Annotated in this window: 17 protein-coding genes; 10 read left to right on the forward strand and 7 right to left on the reverse strand. The window is 35.0% G+C overall.

What is annotated here, in order from left to right; translation table 11 throughout:
* Positions 1-17: 17 nt before the first annotated feature.
* Positions 18-473, reverse strand: a complete 456-nt coding sequence (locus tag ACHZAX_RS06010) for a hypothetical protein (protein WP_320018404.1) — start codon at positions 471-473, stop codon at positions 18-20.
* Positions 474-681: 208 nt separating this feature from the next.
* On the opposite strand from ACHZAX_RS06010, the gene ACHZAX_RS06015 reads away from it, so the two are divergent.
* Together ACHZAX_RS06015 and ACHZAX_RS06020 are read left to right on the forward strand one after the other, a co-directional pair.
* Positions 682-1,020 (forward strand): BlaI/MecI/CopY family transcriptional regulator, encoded by a 339-nt coding sequence (locus tag ACHZAX_RS06015; RefSeq protein WP_394698301.1) that lies wholly within the window; start codon positions 682-684, stop codon positions 1,018-1,020.
* Positions 1,020-3,401, forward strand: coding sequence for a M56 family metallopeptidase (locus tag ACHZAX_RS06020; RefSeq protein ID WP_320018406.1), 2,382 nt, complete (start codon positions 1,020-1,022; stop codon positions 3,399-3,401). Before ACHZAX_RS06015 ends, ACHZAX_RS06020 begins: the two co-directional genes overlap by 1 nt.
* Before the next feature lie 50 nt (positions 3,402-3,451).
* Here the strand turns inward: ACHZAX_RS06020 and ACHZAX_RS06025 are convergent, their stop codons facing one another.
* Complete coding sequence (locus ACHZAX_RS06025) at positions 3,452-4,015, reverse strand: DNA-3-methyladenine glycosylase I (RefSeq protein WP_320018407.1); 564 nt, start codon at positions 4,013-4,015, stop codon at positions 3,452-3,454.
* A 398-nt stretch (positions 4,016-4,413) separates the two neighbouring features.
* On the opposite strand from ACHZAX_RS06025, the gene ACHZAX_RS06030 reads away from it, so the two are divergent.
* The 3 genes from ACHZAX_RS06030 (at position 4,414) to ACHZAX_RS06040 (ending at position 6,892) form a co-directional block, all read left to right on the forward strand.
* On the forward strand, positions 4,414-5,160 hold the full coding sequence (locus ACHZAX_RS06030; protein WP_320018408.1) for a hypothetical protein: 747 nt from the start codon (positions 4,414-4,416) through the stop codon (positions 5,158-5,160).
* Positions 5,161-5,768: 608 nt separating this feature from the next.
* Complete coding sequence (locus tag ACHZAX_RS06035) at positions 5,769-6,341, forward strand: uracil-DNA glycosylase family protein (protein ID WP_320018409.1); 573 nt, start codon at positions 5,769-5,771, stop codon at positions 6,339-6,341.
* Positions 6,338-6,892, forward strand: coding sequence for a DUF1643 domain-containing protein (locus tag ACHZAX_RS06040; protein ID WP_320018410.1), 555 nt, complete (start codon positions 6,338-6,340; stop codon positions 6,890-6,892). The genes ACHZAX_RS06035 and ACHZAX_RS06040 overlap by 4 nt, the downstream gene beginning before the upstream one ends.
* A 269-nt stretch (positions 6,893-7,161) precedes the next feature.
* On the opposite strand, the gene ACHZAX_RS06045 is transcribed toward ACHZAX_RS06040, so the two are convergent.
* Positions 7,162-8,298, reverse strand: a complete 1,137-nt coding sequence (locus ACHZAX_RS06045; RefSeq protein WP_320018411.1) for an IS91 family transposase — start codon at positions 8,296-8,298, stop codon at positions 7,162-7,164.
* A gap of 2 nt (positions 8,299-8,300) precedes the next feature.
* A complete protein-coding gene (locus tag ACHZAX_RS06050) occupies positions 8,301-9,131 on the reverse strand; it encodes a tyrosine-type recombinase/integrase (RefSeq protein WP_320017809.1) in 831 nt (276 codons plus the stop codon).
* A 474-nt stretch (positions 9,132-9,605) separates the two neighbouring features.
* On the opposite strand from ACHZAX_RS06050, the gene ACHZAX_RS06055 reads away from it, so the two are divergent.
* Positions 9,606-11,354, forward strand: coding sequence for a hypothetical protein (locus ACHZAX_RS06055; RefSeq protein ID WP_320018412.1), 1,749 nt, complete (start codon positions 9,606-9,608; stop codon positions 11,352-11,354).
* Positions 11,355-11,503: 149 nt separating this feature from the next.
* Positions 11,504-12,589, forward strand: coding sequence for a GNAT family N-acetyltransferase (locus ACHZAX_RS06060; protein ID WP_320018413.1), 1,086 nt, complete (start codon positions 11,504-11,506; stop codon positions 12,587-12,589).
* Positions 12,590-12,934: 345 nt separating this feature from the next.
* Here the strand turns inward: ACHZAX_RS06060 and ACHZAX_RS06065 are convergent, their stop codons facing one another.
* The 3 genes from ACHZAX_RS06065 to ACHZAX_RS06075 form a co-directional block, all read right to left on the reverse strand.
* Positions 12,935-14,524: a M56 family metallopeptidase gene (locus ACHZAX_RS06065; protein ID WP_320018414.1), complete on the reverse strand. Its 1,590-nt coding sequence runs from the start codon at positions 14,522-14,524 to the stop codon at positions 12,935-12,937.
* A 2-nt stretch (positions 14,525-14,526) separates the two neighbouring features.
* Positions 14,527-14,916, reverse strand: a complete 390-nt coding sequence (locus tag ACHZAX_RS06070) for a BlaI/MecI/CopY family transcriptional regulator (protein WP_320018415.1) — start codon at positions 14,914-14,916, stop codon at positions 14,527-14,529.
* A gap of 319 nt (positions 14,917-15,235) precedes the next feature.
* On the reverse strand, positions 15,236-16,069 hold the full coding sequence (locus tag ACHZAX_RS06075; RefSeq protein ID WP_320018416.1) for an FKBP-type peptidyl-prolyl cis-trans isomerase: 834 nt from the start codon (positions 16,067-16,069) through the stop codon (positions 15,236-15,238).
* 345 nt (positions 16,070-16,414) lie between these two features.
* Here ACHZAX_RS06075 and ACHZAX_RS06080 point away from each other — a divergent pair, with 345 nt between their 5' ends.
* The 3 genes from ACHZAX_RS06080 to ACHZAX_RS06090 are packed head-to-tail and all read left to right on the forward strand — an operon-like array spanning position 16,415 to position 17,909.
* Positions 16,415-16,672, forward strand: coding sequence for a putative signal transducing protein (locus tag ACHZAX_RS06080; protein WP_320018417.1), 258 nt, complete (start codon positions 16,415-16,417; stop codon positions 16,670-16,672).
* Positions 16,669-17,103, forward strand: coding sequence for an SRPBCC family protein (locus ACHZAX_RS06085; protein WP_320018418.1), 435 nt, complete (start codon positions 16,669-16,671; stop codon positions 17,101-17,103). The genes ACHZAX_RS06080 and ACHZAX_RS06085 overlap by 4 nt, the downstream gene beginning before the upstream one ends.
* Positions 17,103-17,909 carry a hypothetical protein gene (locus ACHZAX_RS06090; RefSeq protein WP_320018419.1) on the forward strand — a complete coding sequence of 269 codons (807 nt, stop codon included), beginning with the start codon at positions 17,103-17,105 and terminating at the stop codon, positions 17,907-17,909. The genes ACHZAX_RS06085 and ACHZAX_RS06090 overlap by 1 nt, the downstream gene beginning before the upstream one ends.
* Positions 17,910-17,911 lie beyond the last annotated feature (2 nt).

Raw genomic sequence — 17,911 nt, forward strand, 5'->3', positions numbered from 1 at the left:
GGTCTGAAATAGTTAAGTTATTTTAATTCGTTGATAGATATCAATTTTTTGTTGAGCTGATTTATACTTTCCTCAGTCCATTTCCATTTGCCTTCTTTTCTTATTTCACCCGCTAAAAATTTTCCCTTAAAAAGTTCAATAGTCTCTACCGCACTTCCAAAACCAAATCGTTTCAATCCCATTTTAAAAACAATTTTATCGTACTTTATATTTTCTTTTCCACTGAAAAATATTAAGTAATAGTAGAATAATCCTATTTCGGCTGAGTGATCATCGAACTCTATTTTGTAAACGATTCTGTTCCTTTTTAAAAGTAACAACAGCACGTACATGCATAGCACAGTAGTTAAATAAACCACGTTTATGCCTACAAAAAACAGGATAATAACAATTAGAAGTGCCAGTAAGGAAAGTTCCTTTTTTATTCTTTTTCCCAGAGGGTATTCAATAGGGTCTAATTCAAATTTTTCCATTGCTTATTTTTTGCATAGTTAGCAAAATAGCACACAGTAATCAAGATGAAATGAATAATTATCGAATGCTCTCTACACTAACTTGTCTTATCAACTAAAGTTTTAGTAATAAAATTTGTCTACTAAAAAATTAGTACTAAGTTTGTAGTAGATTAATCTAAAAGTAAATATTGATATGAAGGAGTTGACCAAAGCAGAAGAACAGGTAATGCAAATTGTGTGGGATTTAAAAGAAACTAACGTAAGAGATGCAATAGCTTGTTTTCCGGATCCCAAACCTGCTTATACAACGGTTGCGACTGTAATGAATGCCTTAGAGAAAAAAGGATTTGTGAATAAAATCGCTCAGGGAAAATCTCATGTGTTCTCTGTTAAGATACCTAAAGAAGACTATTCTGGCTTTAAAGCAGGAGCATTGGTGACAAATTATTTTAACGGTTCATTTTCTAGAATGGCTTCTTTTTTTGCTAAAGATAATAAGTTAAGCATTCAGGAATTGGAAGAGATGATTGAGATTGCTAAACGTGAAATAAACAAAGAGAAGTGATGGGAGCAATGACGGATTACTTACTACAGTCATCGGCTGTTCTGATTTTGTTTTATCTGATTTACATTTTGGTATTGCGAAATGAACGATTCTTCGCAGAGATTCGCTTTTACCTGTTGGGAAGTGCTTTGTTAGCTTTAATTCTGCCCCTTCTAAAGTTTTCTTACTCGATTACTGTAGAATCAGTCTTTGTAAATAATGCGATGGGAGATTTATTTGTTGATTCACTTTCTGGAGAGGCAATTCAGCAGGCCAAATCGATAATTTCCTTGGAATCGTTATTGCTTTTAATTTATCTGACTGTGTGTACCGTTCTATTTGTTAGAAGTGTTTTAAAGGTTCTTCAAATAAGACAAATTATAAAAGCCGGAGAATATCAAATTATTGATGAACAAAAGGTAATTCTTTTGGATCAATCCATACCTGCTTTTACCTTTTTCGGATACATTGTAATGAACAGGGAGGAGTTTAGCGACAAGTCTCTGAATAATATATTTGCGCATGAAAAAGTACATGCTCAGCAAAAGCATTGGATCGATCTGCTGTTTGTTGAACTGTTGACCATTGTATTTTGGTTCAACCCTTTTGTATGGCTTTATCAGGTTGCGGTAAAACAAACGCATGAACTTTTGGCTGATGATGGAGTAATAGCGCGTGGCTTTAACATCGGACAATATCAGGCAATTTTAATGAACCAGATTATGGGAACTGAGGTTTTGGGCTTAGCCAATAACTTTAACTATTCCATCACTAAAAAACGTATGATTATGATGTCGAAAGAAAAAAGCCCGCTAAATAGGCGCTATAAATTATTGATTGTTATCCCGGTAGTGTGTGCTGTAATGTTATTCAACCTGCAAATAGTAGAGGTACAAGCTCAGGAAAAGAAGGTTGAGCATAAGTTTAGTGCGGATAAGAATGGTGAAAAAGTATATGTGACTGTTGATAAAATGCCACAATATCCTGGCGGGTCACTTGCCTTACAAAAATACATTGCCGAATCGGTGAGATATCCAAAAGATGCATTTGAAAAAGGCATCAGCGGAAGAGTTTTCGTCACTTTTGTTGTAAATAAAGAAGGGAAAGTAGATCAAGCTCATGTTGTTCGTGGTGTAGATGCCTCTTTGGATGCTGAAGCACTCCGGGTGATGAATTCAATTCCGAAATGGACGCCAGGTTATGAAAAGGGAGAAGCCGTAAGCGTTTCTTATACCGTGCCAATTAATTTTAGTTTTAAGGATGATGAGAAGATAGATGAAACAAGTGTTGATGGAAGGGCAAATCGCAGCCAAATGGATGGTGTTGCTCCTCAATTTCCAGGAGGGGATTTGGAATTACAGAAATTTATAGCCAGAATGGTAAAGTATCCTGAAGAAGCTCAGAAAAAAGGAGAAAAGGGTAGAGTTTTTGTGACATTTATTATAAATAAATTAGGAGCTGTTGATAGTGTTCGCACCGCAAAAAGTGTCTCACCTTCATTGGATGCTGAAGCAATTCGTGTGATTAAAGCCTTACCTGATTGGATTCCAGGAAGCAAAGATGGGCAATCTGTGAATGTTACCTACACACTTCCGATTAATTTTGATTTGAAAGATGATCAAGGCCAAATTATTGTAGACGTGCCTAAAAAGGAAAAGATAAAGGAAAAGGAAAAGTACAATGGCGAAGATGTTTACGTTACAGTTGAAAAGATGCCGCAATATCCTGGCGGGTCACTTGCCTTACAAAAATACATTGCCGAATCGGTGAGATATCCAAAAGATGCACGGGAAAAAGGCATCAGCGGAAGAGTTTTCGTGACTTTTGTTGTGAACAAAGAGGGTGATGTAATTCAAGCCCATGTTGTTCGTGGTGTCGATCCTTCTTTGGATGCCGAAGCACTTCGTGTGATGAATTCAATTCCGAAATGGACGCCAGGGTATGAAAAGGGCGAGGCAGTTAATGTATCTTATACTGTACCCATTAATTTTAGTTTAAAAGATGATAAGAAGAAAGAAGTAGAGCAGAATCGAAAAACAAATTTGGATTCAAAGATTGAGTCTAAAAAAGAAGAATTTAGTTATAATGATGAGCCTGTTTTTGTAATTGTTGAGGAAATGCCGGAGTATCCTGGGGGAGCTTTAAAATTAAAAGAGTTCTTTGCCGGTGAAGTGTCTAAATTGGATGCCGGCTATATAATTGGCAAGAGATGCTTTATTACCTTCTTGGTAACAAAAGAAGGATTGGTTGCAAATGCTCATGTTGTAAGAGGGACAGGTGATAAAGACGTGGATGCAAAAGCATTGGAGATTGTTAATAGTTCTTTAAAATGGAAGCCAGGAAAACAAAGAGGAAAAGCAGTAAATGTATCGTATACCGTACCAATTAATTTTGGAGCATAAGTTAGTTTTTAAAAAGAATTGCCCCTCACTTCGGTCAGGGGCAATTCTTTTTAAACCGATTTGTATCGAAAGCAATCCGTAGTATGATCGTTTACCATACCCGTTGCCTGCATAAAGGCATAACAAATGGTGGGGCCAACAAATTTGAACCCTCTTTTTTTCAGGTCTTTGCTCATAGCTTCCGATTCGGGCGTAGAGGCAGGAACTTCCGACATGCTTGTCCAATGATTCTGAATGGTTTTTCCATCGGTAAAGCTCCAAATGTATTGGTCGAAAGAACCGAATTCTTTCTGAACTTCGAGAAATGCCTTCGCATTTTTAATGGCAGAATTTATCTTGAGTTTATTTCGGATTATCCCTTCGTTTTGGAGCAATTCATCTACTTTTTCGGGAGTGTAATTCGCAATTACATTTGCATCGAAATGATCGAAAGCTTTGCGGTAGTTTTCCCGTTTGCGCAGAATGGTAATCCAGCTTAAACCAGCCTGTGCTCCTTCCAAAATCAGAAATTCAAACAACATTCTGTCATCGTGCAGGGGTGCTCCCCATTCACTGTCGTGATATTCGCAGTACAATGGATCGTCGCCAGCCCATTTGCATCGTGTTTTGCTCATTTTGCTTCCTTTTTAGCTTCCCGATAAAGATAAAAAGAAAGTTCAGACTTATCTCTTGCTATCCGGCTTTAGCCAATCAATTTGTTTTCGGTTCCCCTTCGTGGATGTAAGGCATCTGTTTTTGATATTTGGTTTTATATCGGAAGTGCAATTTTATTTTAAGATTTTTTAACATTCAATTATGATCTGTTTTTATTAGCTTTAAACCTGCTTAGCCGAAACATAACAAAAAATAAGAGAAATAGTCTCTTGTTACAATGTAAGGCGTAAAATCTGTCGATTGAAAATGGATTGCTTTGCGGGCTGATTCATTAAAACAGATTGTTCTCTCATTTGCTTCCTGTTAAGGGAGTTTGATTAATTTATCTTTTAAACTTTTATTTTAAAACTGGTAAAATATGAGCAATGCTAATTATTTGGCTGCTAACAGAGAAATTATTGAGGCATTTCCTGCCGAAAGGATCGTTGTTATTCGGGTACCTGTAATGTATGCAGTGCAGGAAGCCGAAAACTTGTATCATTGGGCTAAAGTGGATCTGCCGCAATTAGAAAGTGTAAACATAACTGCCGATAGTCTGGCCGAACTTAATGTTCGTTCGGGGGCTTGCCGCGAGGCGCAGTCTCTTTGGATTACTAATCAGAAATTGGGAACCGAAGCTCAAAACATGTGGAACGAAGCTTCGCCTGCCGCTTACAATTTGCGCGATGAATTGATTCATACATTTCGGTACGCATTTCGTGCAAACGAAAAGCTGTTGGCTCATGTAAATTTAATTGCAGAGGGCAACGGTCACGCCGATATGATTCAGGATTTAAATGACTTAGCCGTGTTGGGTAAGAACAATGAAGACCTGCTTACTGCAATTCATTTTGATCTTGCAAAATTAGATCTGGCGGCGGCTTTATCGTCTGATATGGCCGATTATCTGGCAATTGCCAACGGCAGTAAACAAACAGGCGATGAATCGAAGCTGCTGCGCGATAAAGCCTATTCTTACTTAAAAGAACAGCTTGATGAGATTCGTGCTGCGGGGAAATTCCTGTTCTGGAAAAATCCCGAACGCCTGAGTGGATACAGCAGTGATTACTGGCGAAAGAAAAACGCTTCCAAAAAACAGGAAGATGCCGCAGAAGTAAATGCTTAATGCAGTACCACAAGTAAAAACTCCACCAAAGTGGAGTTTTTTTTTGTCTCGGTAGCTTTGTAGGCCAGGTAAGTAAAGTTTTAGGTCATCCGAGTACTGTTTTACTTGATGCGAGTACTGTTTTTTGGCATACGAGTTAAGCGTATTGCCCTGCTGGTAGCTTTTAACACTCCCAAAGTTGAACAGGATAGGAGTAAAGACAACAGGAATACAAAAAACATTTACCTGCAGAAGAAAAACGGATACTTGTTCGTAGAAAAAGACTACTTGCCGGCACAAAATTTAAACACTTTACCTTCTTGCTGATGTGTAAATGCTTATTTATATTAATTAAAAAGGGTTTTGGATATAATAAGCAGCCCTGTTTTGTTCTAAATAATTAAATTTATGCATCGATTAAAAAAAGGTATGGAGATTAAATCCCTCAATCATTTCCTTTTTCGTGGAAGGGTGTATAATCTCTTGCAAAAAACAAGAGTCTGTTAGATGTAATTTTAGCAGATAACAAAATAAATAACAGTAGCTTACGCAGACTAACAGATAGGTGGGATAAAGTACATTGTACTTTGCGTATGCGTTACCAACAAGCTTAAAAAAAGACCGCATTAATGGGACATTATAGAATTGAAATAGAAATAGAAGGAAAAAAACATAATACACTTTCCGATATTTTACCAGACAATGGAAGTCTTGAAATATTATTTATAGCAAAGACACCAGCTCCATCAAGTGTAGAAATTGGACATTATTTTCAAGGAAGACAAGGAACGATGTTTTGGAATAAACTTTCTGAATTTGATATTCTTAATATTCCATATGGTCAATTTGCAGATGAATATTTATTATCCAATAACTATGGAATTACTGATATTGTTAAAATCCCAAGGAGTTATGGAAATGAACCTTCAGATTATGAATACAAACAAGGATTTACAAGGATATTGAACCTAATTGAAAAATTCGAACCAAGAGTTATCGTATTTGTATACAAAAAAGTACTTGATAATATTATCCGATTAAACTATGGGATTAATGAAAAATCGAATTACGGTTTTAATGCCAAACTTGACAAGTACTTTAAAGCAAAAGTTTTCGTGTTTCCAATGCCAGGAACACCTTGCAGAAGAGAACAAGCTATGCAATCAATGAAAGAACTTAGCAATCTAATGAAAGAAAAATGAGAAAACCTGTTTATAAATATCCTGACTTTGTGAGCAAAGTAACTTTAAAGAATGATGAAAAGAAAAGGTACTGGCTTAATGTAGAGATTGACAAAGAAAAGGATGAAAGTATTTTAGTTATTCTCAAAAACCCAAGTAGAGCAACAAAAGAAATATCTGATAAAACTGTATTCAATGTTTGTAATTACATTCATCGTAATCAGAGTAGATTTTTGGAATTGAAAAATATAGGTAACGTAATATTCCTAAATCTTATAACGAATTACGAAACGTATTCTGACAAATTACAAGTCATCAAAGATGAGATTATTGACAAAGAAAACTTAATGACAATAAATGACTTTTGTGGAAAACACAAAAAAGTGATTATCGCATGGGGTAATCATCCAAGTGGTCTTTACAATGAATATCAAATTTTAAAATCTTCAACAATGGAAATATTGACAAAAAATGAAAGTGAAGTGTTTTTTGTTGATAAAATGTCAAATATTGGTAATCCAAAACATGGACAAGTTTGGGGTTATAAAAATGAATTAATTGGACTAAAATGAATAAAAGCCAGCTTGTAACAACTAAGCGTTCGTGTGGCAGGAACTGCCCAGCATGAACGGTGGGTTGACGTAACCGATGACAGAATTCTGACTCTTATGGGGAATGGTGTAAGTGAAAACCTTTTTAGAAAGGGAATTTAATATGGAAAGATTTTTAAATGCAGTAATTTCAAAGAATAATAGAAAGTTGTAGATCCGTCTACAGCTTTTTTTGTGTTTTAGATTTAGAATAGTTGACAATGGCACATAGCTATGGCAGTAGCCTTTTGTTAAGACTTTATTTTTACAATAGCCTGAATAATTGATGTATCAAGAGCTTTGATGTTTTTCGGAGGGCCTCGATTATCAAAATACCGGATAGTGATGAGTTCTCCTTTTTTACAAGTTGGACAAATTCGATGTTTACTTTTTTGTTCTAGGCAAATAGTAATCGAGCCCAATTTCTCGTGCAAAATGGGCAGTATTTCTTGTTTTAGCGAACTAGAAAGTATGCCGTAATGACGAATGCGTGTAAACCCCTTTGGCAAAATATGTAAGGAGAATCTTCGAATAAATTCTCCATCCTGTAAGCTTACCAGATGTTTTTTTCCTCCCTGCCGGTAATCTTTGGCCATAAAAGTTACTTTCCCTTCTGCTATATCTATCAGTCTGTGGTTGCTAATGGCAACTTTGTGGGTGTATCGGCCAAGGTATTCTACCACTTGTTTGGAGCCAAAGAAAGGCCGTTTGCAGTACACCACCCACTTTTTCTGAAACAATTGTTTGTAGATCTCTGGTGTGAGATTAAAATGCAATCTGATTTGCCGGGTAAAACGTGCCCGAAAAACTTTACTCATAGCTTTTACAGGAAACAAATATTTATCCTTTCCCTTAGCCACTTTCCATTTTTTATTACGATTAATCCCACCACCAGGAACAATGCAGTGTAGATGTGGATGAAAGGACATATTTTGCCCCCAAGTATGAAGAATACTAATCATCCCCGTTCTCCCTCCTATAAATTTAGGATTGGCTGCAAAGTCTTTAACTACACTCCAAGCGGTTTTAAAAAGAATGGAATAGACTGTTTTCTGATTGGCAAATGTTAGTTTGTTTAGCTCTGATGGCAAGGTAAAAACTAGATGATAGTAAGATACATTGATCAATTCATTTTCGCGTGCGAGTATCCACTGCTGACGTTTGTGTCCCTGACATTTGGGACAATGACGATTTCTACAAGAGTTATAGCTAATATGTATCCCCTTACAATCTGAGTTCAAACACTGATCGATATGTCCGCCCAAAGTTGCAGTTCTACAAATTTCGATGGCATAAAGCGTTCTTAGTTTCCACCGATTGGGAACCTTCTGTTCTAACTTATGGTGATTTCTTCTTAAGATATCAGCCACTTCATACTTAGCTTTCATCGCTATTTCATCTTATAGATTCTATCCATAGGTGAAAAGGCTTTATGCTTATCCAGATTGCAGATGTGAAGATAAAGCATGGTGGTTTTAATATCGGTATGTCCCAACAGATCTTTAAGTGTCATAATATCAGTTCCCATTTCCAGAAGATGAGTCGCGTAAGTATGACGAAGAATATGGGAACTGATCTGTTTTTTGATTCCCGATTTCTTACGAGCTTCATTAATAATCCACCTCACACCATTTGCTGAAAAATGTTGAACTGTTCCATCGGGTCCATTCCCATTAAACAGCCAGATGTATGGACGAAGAATAGCTATGTATTTTTTAAGTGCATAAGATAAGTTGTCACCCAATGGCACATAACGATCTTTTCGCCCTTTGCCTTCTTTGATGTGTAGCATTTTACGATCCAAATCCACATCTGGAATTTTTATATTGAGTAGTTCCGATCGCCTCAATCCACAGCCATACATTAAGGCAATCAGCATTCTATGTTTTAGTAATTTAGGTGTTTCTATTAAGCGTTTTATCTCTGGAACACTCAGTACTACCGGAAGTTTGTGAACTTTTTTTAAGGATGGTAATTTATGCAGTATGGGGGCTTTATCGTAAAGTTTGTAAACAAAACGCAAACCATAAAGTGTATGCTTAAAATAAGACGATGAAGGTGTTTTCTTTTTCGATTGCAGATAATGAAGGTAATCTAGTACTTGTTCAGCATCTAAATCGAGAGGTGAACAGTTAAAATGAAGTGTTAATGTAGCCAAACAGCGAGCATAATTAGTAAGCGTACTCAAACTTTTACCAGAAAGCTCAATAGAGCGTTTCATCTTACAATAAATATTGTTAAATTCATCGCATGAATTACATGCCCGTTCGATTAAGGTGCTTTTTTTTCATAATACGAATTTTAAATTAAATACTATCTAAAGGTAAGTAAATGGGTTCTTTAGCTACCTTTAGGTTTCGTTCAACAAAATGTAAATGTAATGCGGGTTTCAGCGGTTTTTGTAACCGCAGTCCTTCGTTGCAACACCGCCAATTCGTCTTTGACGATTGACGGAAAAAATGAAAATATGAATAAACGAATTGGCTCCGTGCGGTTTTGAAAGCTCACCGCTTTTAATCCCGCACTCCACTTACATAAACCGTCAGACTGTCTAAAAAGCAAAGCTTGACAGTGATTTATATAAGTAGTCTGTAAAAATGAATAAATAGGAGAATCTAAGCAAGTTAGTTTAGGTTATTAGACAGACTGCCGTTGTGTGTAATTTAACCGAACCCTGATACAGTGTAGCTTTTATATGGAAAATTGGTATCCTAAAATATTTGACGATGTAAAGGAATTTAGTCCTATAAAGGGAGATTATTTGTTTGTAAGTGAACTTGTAACTCATGAATTAAAAGGAGGAATTCAATCTTCAAGAGATTATCAAAGCTTGTTAATAAATCCTGAGTTAATCAAATTTATAAATCCGAAGGAAATTAATCATGCAACAGATAGTTCTGTACATCCGATATATGATGAGGATTACGAATATAAAGGAAGGTCTTCTGTTTTCATTTCTAATCATGAAGGTTTAGAAAATGTCAGCCCGTTTGTCTATTCTTGGGAATCAGCTAATAATATTACCTTTCAACCAGACCCAATGTTTCTTCAAACATATGGATTAACACCAAGATTAACAGAGAAAACGATTCACTGGGATGACCTTAGCAGACCTTTAATGGATATTGTTACACTAATTCCTAAATCTGTTTATGACTTCCCGAATTATTCGCAAAGCTATGTTCAGATTAGAAAGGATTATTTACAGGATTATTTAAAATTAACGAAGAAATCCTTGATACAGGTTTATTGTGAGACTAGGATATTAGAATGTAATCAAGAACTCGAAGGATTATTAGGGGAAAATGGATATTTTGAAAGGACAACAAAGTATAACCATTTTAGAATTAACAAAATATCAGAGAATAAAATATTTACTGAGGTAACTGGATACCGACAAATAAATCTTGGCGATAAAGTTCCATTTAGTAAATGGGATAAAAAAGAGAAAGTCTTTAACTGGCCAGGATACACAGAACCTATTTCTAGAAAAAATGCCAAGCACTTTGACTATGTATTTGTATCAGATGAAGTTTTAGATATTTATGAGAAAGACGAAAAATATGAAGTTTATCCATCAGGTGGAGTTGGATATATGAATCAATGGTCAGTTTCTAGAGCTTCACGAGTAGGTAGGAATCATATTCAACTTGAATTATTTAAACTATATGAAGGTACTCCAACGGATGTAATTGCTCATTGGAATAAATTTGCAGTTAACAAATCGGCAGTTGATTTCGATAAAGAAAATATTGTTGACAAGGCTGAAAGATTAGTTTTTAAATACATAGATTTTGCAGAATGCCTATCTCAGCTAATTTTCAATTATTTCGAAACCAATCTAAAAACCGATGAGTTAATTAGGTTAGATAAGAAAAAGCTAAAATATTATGGCTGGTACACAGAAGAAACTATCAAACCGATAACACATCATTTACGTCATAAATTAGATAAGCAAGACTTTTTGTTTCGTGTTAAGAAACTTCATCATTTCTTAGTTGAAAATCTGGTAGAAAGAAAACTTAGATATATTGCATCTGATATTTTTGGTATTGATTTAAACAAATTCAAGAGAAATCCAGATGAAGTTATCCGTAGTATTAAACTTTTAAATATCATATTGAACTATATTCGGATATCTGAAGAAACAGGTTTAAATCTTAATCAAGACTCTGCTGAGATAAATAATCGATTACTAGAAAATGAACTAGTAGAGATGGAGTTGATTAAACATTTAAATGCAATTAATAACCTTAGGCAATTGGATTCTCATAAAGGAGGAACCAAATCAGATGAAAAGTTGACTAAAGCTCTAAATATATTTGGATTGGAAAAGAATCAAGTGCATGATAATTATTTAGATGCATGCGAAACAATTTATGATAAAATAGAACTTGAATTGAGAGAATTAAGAAAAACTACACACAACATTTTGTATAAGTAATGGCAGGGGAAGTGCAAAATATCAGCTTTTGTTGCCCGCTCAAACTGCGTAGCGGTTTGACAGGAAAGAAGCCCGCAATCTGCCACTACTCATACAATTTACCGTTGTGTGCCATTTGAGCGAACGTTACAACAGATAGATGATAAGGAATGAAAATAGAAACAAATAGACTTTTAATAAGACCAATATCACAAACCGATATAGAATCAGTATTTGAATATCGCTCAGATAAAGAGACAAATAAATATCAAGGTTGGATTCCTGAGACAATAAATGATGTTGAGACTTTTATTGAAAAAGTTGCGAAACAAATAAATGAACCCGAGACTTGGTTTCAATTTGTAATTGTAGAGAAAAATTCAAAAAAAATAATCGGAGATTTAGGTATACACTTTTTCGGAGAAGAAAATTTACAGGTCGAGATTGGTTGTACGCTGAATAAGCTTTACCAAAGCAAGGGTTATGCAACAGAATCCGTTGAATCCGTAATTGATTATTTATTTAACGATTTGATAAAACATCGGATTATAACTTCCATTGACCCAGCAAACACAAATTCAATAAAACTTGTTGAAAGAATTGGTTTTCGCAAGGAAGCTCATTTTATTAAAAGCTTATTCATTAATGGAAAATGGGTTGACGATATGGTTTATGCAATAACAAAAAAGGACTGGGACAAGAAAAAGGAATCATCTGCAATTTCCGATTTCCCAGTGTTGACAACTGATAGATTTGTATTAAGACAGTTTAATCATGAGGACTTAGAAAGCGTTTATAAAGGTTTGTCAGATCCTGACGTTATTAAATACTATGGGATAAGCTTTGATACTTTGGAAGCGACTAAAGAACAAATAACTTGGTTTAGTGATTTAGAAAAAAACGAGACAGGAATATGGTGGGCAATTTGTAATAAAGAAGACCTAACTTTCATTGGAGCGGGTGGATTAAATGGTTTGGAGAAGGAAAATCGTAAGGCTGAAATCGGCTTTTGGCTTTTACCTGAAAACTGGGGAAAAGGAATTATGAAAGAAGTTATGCCTGTAATATGCGATTTTGGATTTAAAACTTTAGGACTCCACAGAATTGAAGGATTTGTAGATTCGGAAAATAAGAATTGTAAGAACGGTCTGAAAAAGTTTGATTTTGTATTTGAAGGTACAATGAAAGATTGTGAAGTTAAAAATGGAAAATACATAAGCCTTGACATATATTCAGCGATTAATAAAGACAAGTAAAAACGGCACACAGCAACTAAGCGTTCGAGTGGCAGGAACTGCCCAATAGGTACGGCGGGTTGACGGAACCGATGGCATAAAATATTGATATTTTCACCTCTAATTCTATCGTGTAATTCAATCAATTTAGGTGTTTCAGCGCGACAAGGAATTTTACCTTGAATAGCTACAGATTCTTTCTAAATCTTGACCTGTGTTTAATTTACCATTAATTATCGGCACCTCTTTTCTCTCAAATTTTCCAGTGTAAAAAAGTTTCAGCCGGACTACATGCAATGGTAAAACGTCCAGTGACAAAACAAAAAGAGACACCATTTGGCATCTCTTTTCAACTTTATTTGTTTTTTAAAATTCTAATTCCATCGCAAAATTGACAGGAACAGCCTTTCCTCGTTGTGATCCAGGTTTCCAATTTTCCATTTCGCCTGCAATTTTTGTGGCAGCTTTTGCAGCTATATTGTTGCTTTTGGTAAGGATCTGAATATTGATTACTTCCCCTTTTTCATTTATGGTAAAACCAACAGTTGCTTTCCCTTCAAGTTTTTTGCCCTCAAAAAAGAGTTCATTTTTCAGTTTGTTCTTTTGTTTTTGCACGTACCTTTCTAATCCGTAAAATCCTTGATTGTATTGTGGCATATCTTCTACAACAATAAAAACAGGTTCATCCGATTTTGAAAATTCTTCAGGAGCTGTTGGAGGTGGAGGTACATCTCCGTCTGAAGACAACGCATTGGTGTTAATATTAATACCAATGACTTCTTTCTCCAGTTGGAGATTAAAAGTTTGTTCTTTCAATTGTGGATTTACTTTCATTACGGCCGTTTTATAGCCTACATACGAAACAACAATTTCACTTTTTGCAGATTTGGGTACATTCAGTTCAAACATTCCTTTTTTATCAGCAACAGCACCTGTTGTTGTTCCTTTTATAATTACTGAAGCACCTGTAAGCACAGTTCCATCTTCATTCCGAACAGATCCATGAACTTTAATGGTCTCTTCATTAATCGGAATTGCAGAAATATTTTCTGTTACAGGATCAGGTGCTGTAGTTTTGTATTCTGGTTCGGCAAAAGCCACCAGAAGAATAGCCAGTACAGGAATTCCCCATACCATTCGAAACAATTTGCGTTTCGCTGTTTTCTCTTTCGTCATCATTTTAAATCGGGTTGGGCCTTGGGCAGAACTAAAGTGATTGGCTAATCCAATTACCTGAGTGCCCATTAGCTGGTTAATTAATAATGCCTGATACCTGACAGGTGAATGGCCCCGGGTTAATACACCTTCGTCAGCCAGGTATTCATGGTTTTGTTTTATTGCTCGTTCAAATAACCATATAAATGGATTGAACCAGAAAAACACTGTTAACAGCTCTATAATGAACAGATCGATCCAATGACGCTCTTGAATGTGCACTTTTTCATGAGTTAAAATGTCGTTGATTTCGTCTTGTTTAAAATATTTAGGATTGATTAATATGCGGTTGAAAAATGAGAAAGGAGTATTGTAAATCTCATTCTCATAAATCAAACAATTATTGATTTTTTTAGGTGTTGATTTGGTTATAATTTGCAATGGCTTTCTGCACTGAATTACTATTCTTAGCAGCACAATTGCCATTCCTGTAAAGTAAATCAGATGCAAAATACTTGAAATAGATATGTTGCTATTCAAGTTAGTATCTGTAGTTTCACTTGAAATATTGTTATTAAAAACACCACTGAATTCGTTGAATGTTTCTTTTGCCGATGTTTGCACTGTTACCTGATAATGAATAGGTACAAGTGCAACAATAACCGAGATCATCAGGCTGATCAGTAAAAAGTAACGGTTGGCTTTAAAATGAGTTGAATTTCTCAATTGCAACCAATACAAGGTGAATAAAACTGCCATACTCACCGATGCCCGAAATAAGAATTCAAACAATGCGTCCATAATTAGTTTTCTTTTTGTTGATCTTTTTTCATTTCTTCCTCAGCCTGTTTCATGATATTTTCCAGGTCAGAAATGTCCAAATCGTTTTCTTTGGCAAAAAAACTGGCCATTTTTGGGAACGATCCACCAAAATAATTTCCAAGTAATGAGCTAAATTGAAATTTGGTGTATTCTGCTTTACTTATTGCAGGTGTGAACAGTTTAGTGTTTCCAATTTTTCGGTGAGTTACAAATCCTTTCTTCTCCAAAACACTAAGAACAGTTGCTACAGTAGTGTAGGCAGGTTTCGATCCGTCAAATTGTTCCACTACATCTTTAACAATAGCTTCTCGCAATTTCCAGATAATTTGCATGATTTGTTCTTCGGCTTTTGTCAATGATTTTACATCCATAGAGTCTATTGTTTTTAATTTCTACTACAAATATAGTAGTTTGATTTTTAATTCCTACTATGTTTGTAGTAATTATTACTATAAATATAGTACGTGTGTTGCGTGAATTTTCTGAAATGCCTGTAAAGTATGGTCTTTATCCGATAAATTATAATTTGTTTTAAGGATTGAAATGACATTAAGCGATAGAATTTCTATGTAAGCTTACTGCAGGCTTCCATTAAAAGAATGAGTTTCTTTGTCCAATAATTTAGAAACAAAGTATAAATAGAAAAGGGATACCTTTCGATATCCCCTTTACTATTCAGTTTTACTTGATTTATTTCTTCTTATCTTTTTTCTCGATTACTTCGATGAGGTTGATATCGAAAACCAGCGTTTCGTTCGGACCTATTTTTTCTCCGCTTCCTCTTTCACTATATCCTAAATCTGCTGGCACATACAATTTCCATTCCGATCCTTCGGGCATTAACTGCAGAGCTTCAGTCCAACCTTTAACTACCCGGTTTACGTAGAAAGTTGTTGTGTCGCCACGTTCTTTCGAACTATCAAAAACAGTACCGTCAAGTAAAGTTCCGTGATACACACATTTAACGCGATCCGAAGCCGCAGGTATTTTGCCGGTACCTTTTTTTACTATTTCGTATTGAAGCCCACTTTCGGTTGTAATTATTTCTTTACGTTTTTTGTTTTCCTCCAAAAATTTTTGCCCTTTTAAAAGATTTGTTTTTTGCAGTTCTTTATACAGGGAATCTTGCACAGCCTTTTTTTCATTGAAGATTTTTCGTAGATAAATATCCGCACTCATTTCTGAGAAATATGATTTTCCATAGGCCAATTCGTTTAAAAACCCTTTGTAAAAAGCATCTTCGTTAATGGAGTCGAATTGCTTGATTCTAAAATCAGAATAGCTTTTTGTTAATTTGGTTTTTGCAATAGCTATGGCGATGTTTTTATAATCTGCCGAATCCATTTGGAACGGAATTCGTTCGAATGATTTTTTGAAATTATTGGCTTCAATATATCCTAAAGCATAACTAAGACTGTCAGTGCTCGATTTGAAGTTAGCTTTACCCGATCTCGGAACTTTTTTACAAGCACTAAGACATACAACAACAGCTAAAAAGGCAAGAATAATACTAGTACGTTTCATTTTTTGATACTTCTTTTTAAGGTTATTGATAAAATTATTTTTTGATGTGAAATTTTGTATTCGCTGTAAATTGAAGACCACAATATAATTCTCATTTTCAATGCAAGCGAAAGTACAATTTTGAGCTAAAAATTAAAATAAAAAATAAACAAGAAGGAGTTAACCTAAGTTGTTTTTAAGATTTTTTAACATGAACCTATAAAATTTATGTATGTTTAAGGAGTATCAGTTTTAAGTATTTCCATTATCTTTTTCAGCATATAGATGATGGATTGTTATTGATTAATTTAAAGATCAATTTTGATAAAATAAGCTAATTTATTGAACTGTTTACTATTTGATGATATGACCGCAAATAAAGATGATTTGGATTTAATTGTAATTTATTCGGGAAACCCGATAGATTCAGAAATAATAAAGGACATTCTCACAGAAAATGGAATTGCTGTAAATGTAAAAAACCAACTGATGGGAACCATTGCACCATGGCAGGTTTCGGCAGGTGGTGTTAATCCTGTTGAACTTGAGATTTTCGCAAGAGACAAAGAGCAGGCTCTTCGCTTAATTAACGAGTTCACTAAAGGAAATAATCCAACAGCATGAGCGATAGAAGCCAGCCAATTATTATTGAACAAAGTTTCAATAAATCGAAAGAAGAGGTTTGGAGTGCTATTACTGATCCTAACAAGATGCGCAAATGGTTCTTCGAAAATATGCCAGATTTTATTCCCGAAGTGGGGTTCGAAACCAGATTTAATGTTGATGCCGGAGAAAGACAATTCATGCACATTTGGAAAATTACTGAGGTGATTCCATTTGAGAAAATTGTTTACAATTGGCGATATGAAAATATGTATGGGAATGCTTTTGTAAGTTTTGAATTATTTGACCGGGACATTGAAACTCTTTTGCGCCTCACTAATTTGGGTCTGGAAACATTCCCGCAGGATATACCCGAATTTTCCAGAGAGTCATGCACTGATGGCTGGCAGTATTTTATCAATAAAAGGTTAAAGGAGTTTTTGAATCAATAATGAATAAAGTTTTAAAATACATTTGGAGATTTCTGATCTTTGCGATCTTAACTGTCATAAGTCAGATTGGAGGAATTGTATATTTGATTGGTATTGTCGTATCAAAAAAGATAAGATACAAAATGTACGGAAAATCAATTTTGATATTCTCAAGCTTGTATCTGCTAATTACATTTCTTATTGTTCCTCTTATCGCACCTTTGTTCGGAAGACAAAAAATCGATACTAATTCTCATTTGAGGCCAGCTGGTTATATAACAGTTTTATTAAATCGTAATTATGTGACTGCTGAAACAAATAAGTTTCTGAGAGAAATTTCAAATCGGTTAATGTGTGATAAATCTGAAGTTCAAATTCGATATTTGGATGCCTGCTTTCCATTTATAAAAGGTTTTCCACTGTTACCACATCTTAGTCACAAGGATGGTTGCAAAATAGACTTTAGTTTGGTGTATGAAGATGAAAGCGGAAAGATAGTTAACAAGGGAAAGTCGCTAAGCGGTTATGGCATTTTTGAAGAAGCCGGTGAAGATGAATTCGATCAATGTAAAGATTGTTTGGAGAAAGGGTACTCTCAATACGATTATCCTAAATATCTGATTTTGGGAAGTATTAATCCTGATTTACGGTTTTCGGAGAAGGGAACAAAAGAGTTGATCGAAGCTATCTTGAATAATGAAAAACTAAGAAAATTGTTTATTGAGCCACATTTAAAGCGGAGATTGAATCTTACTGATAAGCGTATTAGGTTTCATGGTTGTGGTGCAGTTAGGCATGATGATCATATTCACGTGCAAATAAATTGATA

The organism is Labilibaculum manganireducens, assembly GCF_963665805.2.
In the GTDB taxonomy this organism is placed as follows: domain Bacteria; phylum Bacteroidota; class Bacteroidia; order Bacteroidales; family Marinifilaceae; genus Labilibaculum; species Labilibaculum manganireducens.